The organism is Stenotrophomonas sp. WZN-1 (assembly GCF_002192255.1).
Lineage (GTDB): Bacteria > Pseudomonadota > Gammaproteobacteria > Xanthomonadales > Xanthomonadaceae > Stenotrophomonas.
Genome location: NZ_CP021768.1, coordinates 3,503,673 through 3,517,877, shown reverse-complemented (window position 1 = coordinate 3,517,877; position 14,205 = coordinate 3,503,673). Strand labels below are relative to the sequence as shown.

Sequence of the window (14,205 nt, the reverse complement as noted above, 5' to 3'; positions counted from 1 at the left end):
GCCGGTTGCCGACCAAAGGTGACGCACTGCGTCACATTGCCGCGTCCATCGCAGATTCGCATTCAGGGGGTTCCCATCCGTGAAATAGCTGCCATCATGGGTGCGGGGAAATCCAGGGGGAGGCGTGCCGGGGTTGGCACGCAACCTGCGTTGATCCACCCGCAGGGGGCAGGACCCGCTCAGCTGGCCGCTGGTCAGACCGATCCTGTCTTCTGATATCAACCACCACTTATCTTGGGGATGTACCAAATGAAGAACCAGAAGGGCTTCACCCTTATCGAACTGATGATCGTCGTTGCGATCATCGCCATCCTGGCCGCCATCGCCCTGCCGATGTATCAGGACTATGTGGCCAAGTCGCAGGTTACTGCTGGCCTGGCTGAAATCACCCCTGGCAAGACCCAGTACGAAGTTGCCTTGAACGAAGGCAAGACCACTGTTGCTGATATTGCCGAGCTGGGTCTGAAGGATTCCGATCGCTGCACCATCACCCCGATCACTGCGCTGAGCGAGACTGGCTCGATCGAGTGCACCCTTGCGGGCAACACGAAGATCGTCGGCAAGAAGATCCGTGTGGAGCGTGCTGCTGATGGCACCTGGGCTTGCAAGACCGATATCACCGCAGCGGAAAAGAAGTACATCCCGAGCGGCTGCGTCACCGGTTAATGTGACCCACATTGATTGATCAGAGGCCCCGCTCGTCGGGGCCTCTTTTTTGGGGCTGATTGCCTGGGCAGTCAGAATTGTTGCAGTAGGTCTGGAACCATTGGGGAGCGTTCCATATGAGCCGGGAGCGTGGGTTTTCTTTGATTGAGTTAATGATTGCCGTGGCGATCATTGCGATCCTTGCGGCAATTGCATTGCCGATCTATCAGGACTATGTTGCGAGGGCGCAGTTGTCGGCAGCTTTCGCCGATATCCGTCCGGGCAAGACGACAATTGAAACGACAGTGCAGGACAACCGCGATAGTTCGTTGATTGACGCGACCTACGTGGGCTTGAGGCCTACTGTGCGCTGTTCGGATGTATCGGCAGAGCTCGCGGCCAGTGGCGTGGCCAGCATAGGCTGTACCGTCATTGGTGGGCCTGCCGTTAACGGCAAAGACCTCATCCTCCGCCGCGCAGCCGACGGCACCTGGACCTGCGACGGCAGCGCCTTCGAAGCGCGCTATCGTCCAACCGGCTGTTGATCACACTTCGGCCTGCCAATGGGATGTTGGCGGGCCGTTGACGGGGCTATCATCCCCGGGGGAGTCAGGATCGTGCCTGCCGGGCTGGGAGTGCCGGGCGAGGCAGTCATGCTGAAGGATTGGCGTCGTCGTCGGCCATCGGGTCGCGGCAGGTTCTGCTGCCCTGTGCGGTGCCCCTGGAAGGCGCGCCGCACTGCCTGACCCATGATGAGCCAAGGATCCATATGAACGCCGTAACCACCGCCAATCTCGTCGGCATCACCGGCCTGGCCCGTCGCCTGGTCCAGGATGGTGCGCTGGACGAGGCTTCCGCCCGCGATGCCATGGCCAAGGCCGCTGCCGCCCGGCAGCCGCTGCCGACCTGGTTCGCGCAGAACAAGGTGGTTGGGGCGGCCCAGCTGGCGGCCGCCAACGCGGTCGAGTTCGGCATGCCGCTGTTCGACGTGTCCACGTTCGACGCCAGCCAGAACGCGATGAGCCTGGTCAGCGAGGAGCTGCTGCGCAAGCACAACGTGCTGCCGCTGTTCAAACGCGGCGGCAAGCTGTTCGTGGGCACCAGCAACCCGACCCATTCGCTGGACGAGATCAAGTTCCACACCAACCTGGTGGTGGAGCCGATCCTGGTGGATGAAGACCAGATCCGCCGCACGCTCGAGCAGTGGCATGCCAGCCACGACACGCTGGGCGACGCGCTGGGGGGCGATGACGATGGCATGGGCAACCTGGACGTTGCGGCCGGAGACGAGGATCTCGGTGCCGGTGGCGACTCCGGCATCGATGCCAAGGGCGATGACACCCCGGTGGTGAAGTTCGTCAACAAGGTGCTGGTGGACGCGATCCGCAAGGGCGCCTCGGACATCCACTTCGAGCCCTATGAAGACGACTACCGCGTGCGCCTGCGCATCGACGGCCTGCTGAAGATGGTGGCGCGCGCGCCGGTGAAGCTGAACCAGCGCATCGCCGCGCGCCTGAAGGTGATGGCGCAGCTGGACATCGCCGAGAAGCGCGTGCCGCAGGACGGACGCATCAAGCTCAACCTGTCCAAGAGCAAGCAGATCGATTTCCGCGTGAGCACGCTGCCGACCCTGTTCGGCGAGAAGGTGGTGCTGCGTATCCTGGACGGCAGCGCGGCCAAGCTGGGCATCGACAAGCTGGGTTACGAGCCGGACCAGCAGAAGCTGTTCCTGGAAGCCATCCACAAGCCGTACGGCATGGTGCTGGTGACCGGCCCGACCGGTTCGGGCAAGACGGTGTCGCTGTACACCGCGCTGGGCATTCTCAACGACGAGACGCGCAACATCTCCACCGCCGAAGACCCGGTGGAAATCCGCCTGCCCGGCGTCAACCAGGTGCAGCAGAACAACAAGCGCGGCATGACCTTCGCCGCGGCGCTGCGTTCGTTCCTGCGACAGGATCCGGACATCATCATGGTCGGCGAAATCCGCGACCTGGAGACGGCCGAGATCGCGATCAAGGCGGCGCAGACCGGTCACATGGTGCTGTCCACGCTGCATACCAACGATGCGCCGCAGACCATCGCGCGCCTGATGAACATGGGCATCGCGCCGTACAACATCACCAGCTCGGTGACCCTGGTGATCGCCCAGCGCCTGGCGCGCCGGCTGTGCAACACCTGCAAGCGCCCGTCCAATCTGCCCGAGCATGCGTTGCTGGCCGAAGGCTTCACCCAGGCGCAGCTGGATGCGGGTATTGAACTGTACGAGGCAGTGGGCTGCGATGAGTGCACCGAGGGCTACAAGGGCCGTACCGGTCTCTACCAGGTGATGCCGATGACCGACGAGATCGCCACGATCGTGCTGGCCGGTGGCAATGCGTTGCAGATTGCTGAAGCTGCCCAGCAGATCGGGGTGAACGATCTGCGCCAGTCGGCGTTGAAGAAGGCGGCTGCGGGCGTCACCAGCCTGGCCGAGATCAATCGCGTTACCAAGGATTGAGGTAGAGAGTGATCAGTGAAGAGCTCCGCATGGCGGAGCTCTTCCTGTGGTCACGCAGCGATCGGACTGACGATGTTCATCCATTCAAGGATGGGCTTGGCGACTGCTTGGTCGCCCGTACGGCAGTCGAAAACTTCGATACTGCCGAGTTGTATCCGACATACCGTAAAGGCTTCTTCCTCGTTCAGGCTGTTGTCGGTCAGAATACAGGCATCAGCCACGCCCGCAGCAGCTGCAATGGCCGTTTGCGTTCGAGGAAAGCGCGTGGTCAGCTTCCCCAGCTGGACGTTGTGTCCGCCGCTTGCAACACGCGTCAGAACCCGGGCAATGGAAAGTTGATCATTGGCCAACCCAACAAAAACCAGAATGACGAAGTAGCCCGCTATCTGCAGTTGTTGGATCTGATCAATTTTTGATTCAAACGTGCCGTCGCCACGAGGTTGCCAGTGCGAGAACACTGTCTCAAGCGCAAAGGGCACGTTTGCCGTCATCGCGTGGCCGACGAAAGCCTGGACTCCTTGTTGTGCGACCTTCATCCACGCGGCATTTTCGTCTCGTAGTTGCACCGCCCATTGTGGGAGCGCCTGCTTGTTCGCATCCGGCAGGATGGACAGCATCATGCGATCTGCATTGATCAGCGGAATCTTCAACGAATCGGCGAGGTGCTCATACCACAACGTTGATTTGCCAGATCCATTGTGGCCGGCAAGAATGACCGCAAGCGGACGATTGGTCTCCGCCCTTGCCCGTTCTATGCGTTCGAATGCACTCGCCAGATCAGGCGGCGTTTTCCTTGAACTTGCCATTGACAAACCGTCCTTGGACTGTCTTTCCATCGAGGCGGCGGATGATCACGCCAGGGTGCTGTGGGTCTGCACTGTAGTAAGGAACGCCCCGCGTTTCCTTGAGTGTGACGCCAGGGCGGCCTAGTGCCTGGCCAAGTGCTTGTAGCGCGCGCTGGCTTTCCGCGCGGCCTTGCCGACCAGCCTTGGCGTCCAGCGCTGGACTATTGATAAGCACCGAGCCGAACTGAATCTGGCGCCAGTTGTCCGTGGCCTTCTTGGCACCCGGCTTCTGGGGGGCGGCGGCAACGCGGTTGGCGACCACAAGCGTTTGCCTGAATGGCTGCGGGGGTGATTTCCGGGGCATGGGGCGGACGCTATCAGATCACTCGGGCGACAACAAGGTGGCCTGATCAATGATGTTGCGTCCATTTATTTGTTCAGTTTGTTGGACCATCTGATGGCCTTTTGATGGCCTTTCCCTCGGAAAGGGGGCCGACTTCGTGCCCGACCGCTTACTCCATCCCCAGCTTCTTCAGCTTGTAGCGCAGCGCGCGGAAGGTGATGCCCAGCTGCGCGGCGGTGCGGGTCTTGTTCCAGCGGTTCTCCTCCAGCGCGCGCTGGATGGCGCTGCGCTCGAGCTGTTCGATGTACGAGGGCAGGGCGGCGCTGCCGGGCTGCAGGTCCACCACGGCTTCGGCGTGCGCTGCGCTGCCGGGCGTGCGCGGGGCGTGCTGCGGCAGGCGCAGGTCGTCGGCGCCGATGCGGTCTTCTTCGGCCAGGGCCAGCGCGCGTTCCAGGATGTTCTCCAGTTCGCGCACGTTGCCGGGGAAGGCGTACTGGGCCAGCGCGTCCAGTGCAGACGGCGCCAGCAGCGGCGTCGGGCGGCCGTGGCTGCGGGCCAGCCGTGCCAGCACCGACGCGGCCAGTTCCGGCAGGTCCTGGCGACGCTCGCGCAGCGGCGGCACCTTCAGTTCGATCACGTTGATGCGGTAGTAGAGGTCGTGGCGGAAGCGCCCGTCCTCGACCAGCTCGGCCAGGTCCTTGTGGGTGGCCGAAAGGATGCGCACGTCCACCGGCTCTTCGTTGGCGGCGCCGACCGCGCGCACCGACTTTTCCTGGATCGCGCGCAGCAGCTTCACCTGCATCTGCAGCGGCAGTTCGGCCACTTCGTCGAGGAACAGGGTGCCGCCATGCGCGGCCTGGAACAGCCCGGGCTTGTCGGCGTGGGCGCCGCTGAAGCTGCCCTTGCGGTGGCCGAAGAATTCGCTCTCCATCAGCTCGCCGGGAATGGCGCCGCAGTTGACCGGCACGAACGGGCCGGCCGCGCGCGCGCCCTGCGCGTGGATGGTGCGTGCGACCAGCTCCTTGCCCACGCCGGATTCACCGAGGATGTAGACCGGCGCCTGGCTGCGCGCGACCTTGCCGATGGTGGTGCGCAGCACCTCCATGGCCGGCGAGTCGCCAAGCAGGCGCGCGCCCTGTTCGGCGGCGGGACCGGGCGCGGGGCGCTCGGTGTTGTTGAGCTCCAGCGCGTGCTTGACCAGGCCACGCAGCACGGCGATGTCCACCGGCTTGCTGACGAAGTCGAAGGCACCGGCCTTCAACGCTTCCACCGCCAGGTCCATGCTGCCGAAGGCGGTGATCATCGCTACCGGCGTGCGCGGGTAGTGCTGGGCGATCTCGCTGACCAGCTCGATGCCGTTGCCGTCCGGCAGGCGCATGTCGGTGATGCACAGGTCGTACGGATTGCTGGCCAGCAGTTCGCGCGCTTCGGCAAGGTTGGCTGCCGTACTGATGCGCAGCCCCATGCGGCCGAGCGTCAGTACCAGCAGTTCGCGGATGTCGCGTTCGTCGTCGACGACGAGGGCGCTGCGGGTTTCGTTCATGGGCGTGAAAGATAAACGAGGGGGCTGGAAGCGACAAATGTTTGACGCACAGAATCGGGATCAGGTGGGCAACAACGTATGCGGGCCGGGCAGTACCAGGCGGAAGCACGAGCCACCGGCGGGCACCGGGATGTAGTCCAGCCGTGCCTGGTTGGCCCGGCACAGCTCGCGGGCGATGTACAGGCCCAGTCCGGTGCCATGCTCGGAAGTGGTGAAGAACGGCCGGAACAGCTGCGCGGCCACGCTTTCGGGAATGCCGGGGCCACGATCCATCACGTCGATGACCGCACTGCGCTCGTGCTGGGCCACGCGCAGGCGCACCCGTGCCGGTTGCTGGCCGATGCGGCCGTACTTGAGGGCGTTGTGCACCAGCACGGTCAGCACCTGGTAGAGGTGCTTGGTGTCGACCTGGGCCAGCACCGAGGTGTCGTTGATGATCGGCTCGATGCTGTCGGTTTCCAGCGTCTGGCCCTGCTTGTACTCCAGCACGAAGCGGCGCACGAAAGCGGCCAGGTCGACGTTCTCGGGCGTGGCGCGCTCGCGCCGGGCCAGGCCCAGCACGCTTTCGACGATGCCGTTGGTGCGCTGGCACTGCTGGCGGATGATCTGCAGCAGGCGGCGGTCGCTTTCGTTGAAGCCGGTGCCTTCTTCCAGCAGCTGCACTGCGTAGTTGATCGCGGCCAGCGGATTGCGGATCTCGTGGGCGAGGCTGGCCGAGAAGCGCCCCATCGCTGACAGGGTGAGCGATTCGGCACGGCGCGAGACCACGCTGGAGTCGTCCAGGAACACCAGGGCCAGTTCGCTGCCGGCCAGCAGGCGGGCAAAACGCGGCTGCACTTCGGGCTGGTCGGGGTTGAGCTGCAGCGGCAGTTCGTCCTGCGCCCAGCCATTGCGCCAGCGCTGCAGGCGACGGGCAAGTTCCGGGGCGGCGCTGGCCAGGTCCAGGCGGCCGCTTTCGCCACTCCCATCGCTGTCACCGAGCAGCATCGAGGCGGCCTCGTTGGCCAGGGTGACGCGGTTGTCGGCGTCGACCACCAGCACGCCGGTACGCATGCGGCGGATGATCAGCTCGTTGATCTGGAACAGGTTGGCCACTTCATCGCCGCGCTGGTTGGCCAGCTGCTGGTTGCGGCGCGCGCGGCTGCCGACCTGGTAACTGATGAAGGCCAGCGCCAGGTAGCTGGTGGCGAACATCGCCAGTTCGGCCAGGGTACGGGTGGGGTCGCCGCCTTCCAGCAGCTTCCAGGTGTATTCCACGCCGGTGGCGAGGCTGGCGGCCAGCGCCAGGCCCAGCCCCAGGCTGAGCGGGAGCAGGGTGGCGGCGGCGGCGATGTTGAACAGCAGCGACATCGAGATGCCAGCGCTGGCACCGGGCAGGGCATGTGACAGCAGGGTGGCGGCGACGATGTCCACCAGCACGCCGCTGACCACGATCGGGCGCAGCCAGCGTTCGTTGCGGCCGATCACCAGGGCCAGCAGCGAAAGCACCAGGTAAATGGCGGCGACGGTGTCGGCCAGCCGCGGGTGGTGGGCTTCGCCGACCATGGCCGACAGCGGGCTGTAGAGCAGGGCGGCGATGACCGAGGCGATCAGCACCCGGTACAGCGCGAAGAAATACAGCTCACGCCGCGGAATCGATTCGATGCGGTCGATCAATGAAGCACTGGGTGACACGCCGGAACTCCCCTTCTGGCTGCCTGGGTCTGGAATCTGCGGCGGGCCTGCCTGGCGTCCCCTGAGGCCGGGCGGGCACGTCGCTTCGATGTGGCCTGCGGTGGAAGCCGTCGAGCTGGCTCGACTCTACACACCCTGGTTGACCAGTATAGGGCCCCCGGCACGGCGCCGCCGGAGCGGCCCGGATCGCGCATTTGGCCCGGGATGGATACCGGTGGCCAGCAGGCCGCTGGGCGCAACTGCCTGAATGGCGGCGGAAATCTGGCCGGGTCTGGCGTTTTGTACAGACTTCTTTGCGCCCCGGCGCTGGCTCGGCCACAATAGTGGGCCCGCCGCGGTCCATGCCGGCGCCCCGCCGGGGCCCTGAGGAATTGCGTGCGGTCGTTCCTATTCCCACGGTGACGCATGAATTTCCACGAATACCAGTCAAAACAACTGCTTGCCGAGTACGGCATCCCGGTCCCGGCCGGCAAGGTCGCTGCGACCCCGGACGAAGCGGTTGCCGCTGCCAACTCCCTGGGCCAGGGCCCCTGGATGGTCAAGGCGCAGATCCACGCTGGCGGCCGCGGCAAGGCTGGCGGCGTCAAGTTCTGCAAGACCACCGACGACGTGAAGGCCGCTGCGGCCAAGATGCTCGGCACCAAGATGGCCACCTACCAGACCGCTGGCGTTGAACTGCCGGTCAACCTGGTGCTGGTGACCACCGCCGGCGAGATCGTCAAGGAACTGTACCTGTCGGTGCTGGTCGACCGTGGCACCAAGACCATCACCTACATCGCCTCTTCGGAAGGCGGCGTGGAAATCGAGCAGGTTGCTGCTGAAACCCCGGAGCTGATCCACTCGCTGAACGTCGACTTCGTCGAAGGCGTGCAGGGTTACCACGGCCGTGATTTCGGCTTCAAGCTGGGCCTGACCGCCAAGCAGGCCGGCCAGTTCGCCAGCATCATGGTGAACCTGTACCGCCTGTTCAACGAAAAGGACCTGGCCCTGGTTGAAATCAACCCGCTGGCCATCCTGGACGACGGCAACCTGTACGCGCTGGACGGCAAGTTCGACAGCGACGACAACGCCGCGTTCCGCCAGAAGGCCCTGGTCGCCATGCGCGACAAGACCCAGGAAGATCCGACCGAAGTGATCGCTTCGGAGCTGGACATCAACTACGTCACCATGGACGGCAACATCGGCTGCATGGTGAACGGCGCCGGCCTGGCCATGGCCACCATGGACGTCATCAAGCTCAACGGCGGCGAGCCGGCGAACTTCCTGGACGTGGGCGGCGGTGCCAACAAGCAGCGCGTCATCGAAGCGTTCAAGCTGATCCTGTCCTCGGACAAGGTTGAAGGCATCTTCGTCAACATCTTCGGCGGCATCGTCCGCTGCGACATGATTGCCGAAGGCATCATCGCCGCCGTGAAGGAAGTGGGCGTCAAGGTTCCGGTCGTGGTGCGCCTGGAAGGCACCAACGTGGAAGAAGGCAAGCAGCTGCTGCGCGACAGCGGCATGGCCATCATCCCGGCTGACAACATCAACGATGGCGCCAAGAAGATCGTTGAAGCTGTCAAGAACGCTGCCTGATTCGACACCAAGGAATTCCCATGTCTGTTTTGATTAACAAGAACACCAAGGTGATCGTGCAGGGCTTCACCGGCCAGCAGGGCACCTTCCACGCCACTCAGATGATTGAGTACGGCACCCAGGTTGTTGGCGGCGTGACCCCGGGCAAGGGGGGCACCACCCACATCGACCTGCCGGTCTTCAATACCGTTGCCGACGCCGTGCAGAGCACCGGCGCCAACGCTTCGGTCATCTACGTGCCGCCGCCGTACGCGGCCGACGCGATCCTGGAAGCCGCTGCTGCCGGCATCAAGGTCATCGTCTGCATCACCGAAGGCATCCCGGTGCTGGACATGCTGCGCGTCAAGAACGTGCTGACCCGTTCGCATCCGGACACCGTGCTGATCGGGCCGAACTGCCCGGGCGTCATCACCCCGGGTGAGTGCAAGATCGGCATCATGCCGGGCCACATCCACCAGCCGGGCAAGATCGGTATCGTGTCGCGTTCGGGCACCCTGACCTATGAAGCGGTCAAGCAGACCACCGAAGTCGGCCTGGGCCAGTCCACCTGCATCGGCATCGGTGGTGACCCGATCAACGGCCTGAACTTCGTCGACTGCCTGAAGCTGTTCAACGAAGATCCGCAGACCGAAGGCATCATCATGGTGGGCGAAATCGGCGGTGACGCCGAAGAAGCCGGCGCCGAGTACATCAAGAACCACGTGAAGAAGCCGGTCGTCGGTTTCATCGCCGGTGCGTCGGCTCCGGCCGGCAAGCGCATGGGCCACGCCGGTGCGATTGCTTCGGGCGGCAAGGGTACTGCCGAAGGCAAGTTCGCCGCGATGGAAGCCGCTGGCGTCGTCACCGTCCGTTCGCCGGGCGACCTGGGCGCTGCCATCGCCAAGCTGGTGAAATAAGAGTGTTGCCGGCCCTCGGCCGGCACGCTCTAAACAGAAGGGCCGCCTCCGGGCGGCCTTTCTGCATCTTGCGCCCGGCCATCCGGGCAAGCCCATCCACGCGTGGCGTGGATCTACTGAGCCGGGGCTGTCCACGCAGTGGGCGCGCCCGGCGCGCGCATGGCGCGGCGCTACAATGGGCGCATTGCAACCACAGGCTGGAATCCCATGGCTTCGATCCGCATCGCGATGGCGCAGTTCGACTTCCCGGTCGGCGATGTCGCCGGCAACACTGAGCGCATCATCGAGATGATCGGCCAGGCGCGCGATGAGTACGGCGCCGAGCTGGTGATGTTCCCCGAGCTGGCGGTGAGCGGCTACCCGCCGGAAGACCTGCTGCTGCGCCCGGGCTTCCTGTACGAGTGCGAGCAGGCGATGGCCCGCATCGCTGCCGCCTGCCGTGGCATCACCGCCGTGGTCGGCTGGCCGCAGGCCGCCGGCGCGGTGGTCTACAACGCCGCCAGCGTGTTGCGTGATGGCCTGGTGGAGCGGACCTACCGCAAGCGCGAGCTGCCCAACTACGCGGTGTTCGACGAGCGCCGCTACTTCGACGTCGATCCGGATGGCGGCAGCTGCGTGTTCGAGGTCAACGGCATTCCGGTCGGCCTGCTGATCTGCGAGGACCTGTGGTTTGCCGAGCCGCTGGCCGACACCATGCGCGCCGGTGCACAGCTGGTGGTGGTGCCGAATGCTTCGCCCTACGAGCGTGGCAAGCACGCGCAGCGTGACGCGGTGCTGGCCGCGCGCACCCGCGAAAGCGGGGCGGCGATCGCCTATCTCAACGTGGTCGGCGGCCAGGACGCGCTGGTGTTCGACGGCGCTTCGGTGGTGGCCGACGGTGACGGCACGGTGCACCCGGCCGCCGCCGCCTTCGTCGACCAGTGGCTGGTGGTGGAGTACGACGGTGAAACCCGCCGCTTCATGCCGCACGTGTGGATGGACGACGGCGACGAGAGCATGGACGCGCTGGCCTGGCGCGCGGTGACCCGTGGCATCCAGGACTATTGCCGCAAGAACGGCTTCAAGAAGGTGTGGCTGGGCTTGTCCGGCGGCATCGACTCGGCGATCGTGCTGGCCATGGCGGTGGACGCGATGGGCGCGGAAAACGTGACCGCCGTGCGCCTGCCCTCGCGCTACACCGCGGGCCTGTCCAACGACCTGGCGGCCGAGCAGTGCCAGGCGCTGGGCGTGAAGCTGGAGGCGGTGTCGATCGAGCCGGCATTCAAGGGCCTGATGGAAGCGTTGGCGCCGATGTTCGAGGGCACCGCGCCGGACGTGACCGAAGAGAACCTGCAGTCGCGCAGCCGTGGCGTGATCCTGATGGCGCTGGCCAACAAGTTCGGTGGCCTGCTGCTGACCACCGGCAACAAGAGCGAGTATGCGGTCGGCTACGCCACCATCTACGGCGACATGTGCGGTGGCTATGCGCCGCTGAAGGATCTGTACAAGACCGAGGTGTTCGGCCTGTCCAAGTGGCGCAATACCGTGGGCGGCGCGCCGGTGATCCCGCCGGCGGTGATCAGCCGCCCGCCGTCGGCCGAGCTGCGCGAGAACCAGCTGGACCAGGATTCGTTGCCGGCGTATGACGTGCTGGACGGCATCCTGTACCGCTACATCGACCAGGAGCAGTCGCGCACGGAGATCGTGGCCGCCGGCTACGACGCGGCGGTGGTCGACCGCGTGCTGCGCCTGGTGCGCATCAGCGAGTGGAAGCGGCACCAGGCCGCGCCGGGGCCGAAGGTCTCGCGCCGCGCATTTGGCCGCGAGCGGCGTTACCCGATCAGCAACGGTTACAAGGGCTGAGGCAGCGGTTGGCAGGTAGTGCCGGCCGTTGGCCCCTCTCCGGTGGGTGCGGACCTTGGTCCGCACGATGGTCGAAGATCATCCACGCATGGCATGGATCTACCGAACGTCGTCGAGCAGTTGTTCGAGGCCGGCGGTTTCGGCGGCTTCGTCGAAGTGACCATCCTCCAGTCGTGCACGCACGAACGCCAGGCCATCGGCCGCCGCTGCGTCCAGTGTGCCGCGATGGTCGACCGGGTAGCGCCGGAACCCGACCGGCTCGCCACGCAGGGCCAGGCCTGCGGCATACAGCAGGGTGGTCAGATAGGGCACATCGCGGTCCTCGCTGCCGTGGCCCAGCATCAGCGGTTGGCTGAAGCCGCGGCGGGGTACGCCGAGATAGTCGTAGAGCACCGCCCAGATGCCCGGCACGCCGGTCAGCGGTGCGGTGAACATGCTGCCGGTGTCCGCGCCGTCCAGCGTGGTGGCCAATTCGCCCAGGCACTGCTCGCGTGCCACTGCCACGCGGGCGCGGCCCGTGTCGCTGAGGACGCGATCGATCTGCGGTGCGACCTGCAGCAGCCCGTCGAGCAGATACGCGTGATACGCATTGAGGGCGCCGGGATTGGCGGTGCGGTTGTCGGGCTTCATCACCAGCGCGGTCAGCTCGACTGCGGTGGGCGTACCGGTGGTGAAGCTGCCGCGGTAGTGCAGGGAAGAACCACCATAGGTGGGTGCGATGTGGCCTGCGGTGAGCGCGGCGGCACCTCCCTGCGAATGGCCGACCGAGACCCAGCGTGGCGACAGCGTTGCGTTGCCCAGGTACTGGCGGCTGGCCTTGACCAGATCGATGGAATTGCGCGCGGCGGTGCGGACGTGCAGATAGGCATGGTCGCCTGGACTTCCGAGCCCCTGGTAGTCCGCAGCGACCACCGCATAGCCCTGGGCCAGGAACTGATCGAGGAAACGCCCATCGCGTTCGGGCTGGTAGGGGCCGGACACCGAGGGCGCACAGCGATCCGCAATGCCCTGGGTGCCATGTGCCCAGGACACCACCGGCCATCCGCCAGCAGGTGCCGCGCCGGCGGGCAGGTACAGCAGGCCAGTGCCTTCGGCCAGCTGGCCGCGATGGTCCGGGGTGCGGTAGTGCAGTTTGTAAGCCTGCGCGGCCTTGGACGGCACCCATGACGCGCGATAGGGGGCAGCAGACAGCAGGTCGCCCGGTGCGACCGGTGCAGCTGTCAGGGGGGCCGACGACAGCGCCAGCAGGGCGCTGGCGATGACGCACGAGAAAGGCCGGAAACGAAGGGGCAGTGGGGACATGGGCGCTCCTTGACGGCCGGAATGGCCGTTGCGCCGCAGTGTGGAGCGCCTCGCCCGGGCGGGTTGCGACCGGCGTCGCATCCGCCGGGGATTCGTAGCATTCCTAGTGTCGTGGTCCATTGGCGCACGAATCATCCACGCATGGCGTGGATCTGCAGACAAAGAAAAGGCCCCTTTCGGGGCCCTCTCTTACTTCTTTTCCAGTCGCGCGTTGCGCTGGCCGGTGCTGGCGGACTTCTCGCCGGCGAACGGGTTCAGCTTGCGGATCATCCACGGGTACTTCGGCCACTTGCCTTCCAGCCACGGGTGGTCCGGCTGGTTCAGCTGCAGGACGCGACGGGCGTCGTCGGCCAGGGTCTTGTTACCCAGGTGGGTGTAGGAATCGGCCAGCACGGCTACGGCGTCGTACTGGAAGGCGCTCTGCGGGTAGGTTTCCAGCAGGTAGTTGGCGCGGCCCACGGCCGAGACCCAGGCGCCGCGGCGCATGTAGTACAGGGCGTTGTCCAGCTCGTGCTGGGCGAACACGTCACGCAGCTCCAGCATGCGCTGGCGCGCATCGGCGGCGTAGCGGCTGTTCGGGTAACGATCAACCACGATGTTGAAGTCCGAGTACGCCTGGTGCGGCGTGGACAGATCGCGGCGGCTGGCATCCAGCGACCATACGCGGCGCAGGAAAACCGTACTGCGGTTGGAGTTGGCCAGGCCGCGCAGGTAGTACAGATAGGCAATGTTGCGGTGGGTCGGGTAGGTACGGATGAAGCGGTCGATGCTGGACACCGCGTCATCGTGCTTGCCGGCCTTGTACTGGGCGTAGGCGGTTTCGATCATCGCCTGCTCGGTGTACGGACCGTACGGATACTGGGCCACCAGGCGGCGGAAGCTGGCCTCGGCGCCGCTCCAGTTGCCGCCCTGCATCAGCTTGTGGCTTTTCTCGTACAGCTGTTCGACCGGCACGCCTTCATCGGGGCGATCACCCTTCTTGGCGCCGCGGTGGCAGCCGGTGGCGGCGATGACCAGCACCAGCAGCAGGGCGGTGAGGCGGACGGGCGCGGAGAGCATGGCGGAGCGTCGGATCATGGGGTCGAGGCGGGACGCGGCTG

12 protein-coding genes are annotated in these 14,205 nt (G+C 65.4%); 6 read left to right on the top strand and 6 right to left on the bottom strand.

The window, feature by feature from the left end; all coding sequences use genetic code 11:
• The first annotated feature begins 249 nt into the window (after positions 1–249).
• The 3 genes from CCR98_RS16495 (at position 250) to pilB (ending at position 3,145) form a co-directional block, all read left to right on the top strand.
• Positions 250–666, top strand: coding sequence for a pilin (locus CCR98_RS16495; RefSeq protein WP_087923448.1), 417 nt, complete (start codon positions 250–252; stop codon positions 664–666).
• Positions 667–782: 116 nt separating this feature from the next.
• Positions 783–1,190, top strand: coding sequence for a pilin (locus CCR98_RS16490; protein ID WP_087923447.1), 408 nt, complete (start codon positions 783–785; stop codon positions 1,188–1,190).
• Positions 1,191–1,414: 224 nt separating this feature from the next.
• Positions 1,415–3,145: a type IV-A pilus assembly ATPase PilB gene (gene pilB / locus CCR98_RS16485; protein WP_087923446.1), complete on the top strand. Its 1,731-nt coding sequence runs from the start codon at positions 1,415–1,417 to the stop codon at positions 3,143–3,145.
• A 50-nt stretch (positions 3,146–3,195) separates the two neighbouring features.
• On the opposite strand, the gene CCR98_RS16480 is transcribed toward pilB, so the two are convergent.
• The 4 genes from CCR98_RS16480 to CCR98_RS16470 all read right to left on the bottom strand — a co-directional run bounded on the left by CCR98_RS16480 (position 3,196) and on the right by CCR98_RS16470 (position 7,490).
• Positions 3,196–3,951, bottom strand: a complete 756-nt coding sequence (locus CCR98_RS16480; RefSeq protein WP_087923445.1) for a zeta toxin family protein — start codon at positions 3,949–3,951, stop codon at positions 3,196–3,198.
• A complete protein-coding gene (locus CCR98_RS21115) occupies positions 3,923–4,252 on the bottom strand; it encodes a hypothetical protein (protein WP_157721540.1) in 330 nt (109 codons plus the stop codon). Before CCR98_RS21115 ends, CCR98_RS16480 begins: the two co-directional genes overlap by 29 nt.
• 190 nt (positions 4,253–4,442) lie before the next feature.
• Positions 4,443–5,816: a sigma-54 dependent transcriptional regulator gene (locus tag CCR98_RS16475; protein WP_087923444.1), complete on the bottom strand. Its 1,374-nt coding sequence runs from the start codon at positions 5,814–5,816 to the stop codon at positions 4,443–4,445.
• A gap of 60 nt (positions 5,817–5,876) precedes the next feature.
• Positions 5,877–7,490: an ATP-binding protein gene (locus tag CCR98_RS16470; RefSeq protein WP_087923443.1), complete on the bottom strand. Its 1,614-nt coding sequence runs from the start codon at positions 7,488–7,490 to the stop codon at positions 5,877–5,879.
• A gap of 405 nt (positions 7,491–7,895) precedes the next feature.
• On the opposite strand from CCR98_RS16470, the gene sucC reads away from it, so the two are divergent.
• The 3 genes from sucC (at position 7,896) to CCR98_RS16455 (ending at position 11,803) form a co-directional block, all read left to right on the top strand.
• Positions 7,896–9,065: an ADP-forming succinate--CoA ligase subunit beta gene (gene sucC / locus CCR98_RS16465; protein ID WP_004154430.1), complete on the top strand. Its 1,170-nt coding sequence runs from the start codon at positions 7,896–7,898 to the stop codon at positions 9,063–9,065.
• Between the two features lie 20 nt (positions 9,066–9,085).
• A complete protein-coding gene (gene sucD, locus CCR98_RS16460) occupies positions 9,086–9,961 on the top strand; it encodes a succinate--CoA ligase subunit alpha (RefSeq protein WP_005410793.1) in 876 nt (291 codons plus the stop codon).
• A 207-nt stretch (positions 9,962–10,168) separates the two neighbouring features.
• Positions 10,169–11,803, top strand: coding sequence for an NAD+ synthase (locus CCR98_RS16455; RefSeq protein WP_087923442.1), 1,635 nt, complete (start codon positions 10,169–10,171; stop codon positions 11,801–11,803).
• Positions 11,804–11,902: 99 nt separating this feature from the next.
• On the opposite strand, the gene CCR98_RS16450 is transcribed toward CCR98_RS16455, so the two are convergent.
• Together CCR98_RS16450 and CCR98_RS16445 are read right to left on the bottom strand one after the other, a co-directional pair.
• Positions 11,903–13,105 carry a lipase family protein gene (locus CCR98_RS16450; protein ID WP_087923441.1) on the bottom strand — a complete coding sequence of 401 codons (1,203 nt, stop codon included), beginning with the start codon at positions 13,103–13,105 and terminating at the stop codon, positions 11,903–11,905.
• A 189-nt stretch (positions 13,106–13,294) separates the two neighbouring features.
• Complete coding sequence (locus CCR98_RS16445) at positions 13,295–14,182, bottom strand: outer membrane protein assembly factor BamD (protein WP_032960726.1); 888 nt, start codon at positions 14,180–14,182, stop codon at positions 13,295–13,297.
• Between the last annotated feature and the right edge of the window lie 23 nt (positions 14,183–14,205).

Bases quoted from the DNA above. Each gene is read 5' to 3' on its own strand.
- sucC (WP_004154430.1), top strand. From the start codon at position 7,896: ATGAATTTCCACGAATACCAGTCAAAACAACTGCTTGCCGAGTACGGC.
- pilB (WP_087923446.1), top strand. From the start codon at position 1,415: ATGAACGCCGTAACCACCGCCAATCTCGTCGGCATCACCGGCCTGGCC.
- CCR98_RS16450 (WP_087923441.1), bottom strand. From the start codon at position 13,105: ATGTCCCCACTGCCCCTTCGTTTCCGGCCTTTCTCGTGCGTCATCGCC.
- CCR98_RS16495 (WP_087923448.1), top strand. From the start codon at position 250: ATGAAGAACCAGAAGGGCTTCACCCTTATCGAACTGATGATCGTCGTT.
- CCR98_RS16475 (WP_087923444.1), bottom strand. From the start codon at position 5,816: ATGAACGAAACCCGCAGCGCCCTCGTCGTCGACGACGAACGCGACATC.
- CCR98_RS16445 (WP_032960726.1), bottom strand. From the start codon at position 14,182: ATGATCCGACGCTCCGCCATGCTCTCCGCGCCCGTCCGCCTCACCGCC.
- sucD (WP_005410793.1), top strand. From the start codon at position 9,086: ATGTCTGTTTTGATTAACAAGAACACCAAGGTGATCGTGCAGGGCTTC.
- CCR98_RS16480 (WP_087923445.1), bottom strand. From the start codon at position 3,951: ATGGCAAGTTCAAGGAAAACGCCGCCTGATCTGGCGAGTGCATTCGAA.
- CCR98_RS16455 (WP_087923442.1), top strand. From the start codon at position 10,169: ATGGCTTCGATCCGCATCGCGATGGCGCAGTTCGACTTCCCGGTCGGC.
- CCR98_RS16490 (WP_087923447.1), top strand. From the start codon at position 783: ATGAGCCGGGAGCGTGGGTTTTCTTTGATTGAGTTAATGATTGCCGTG.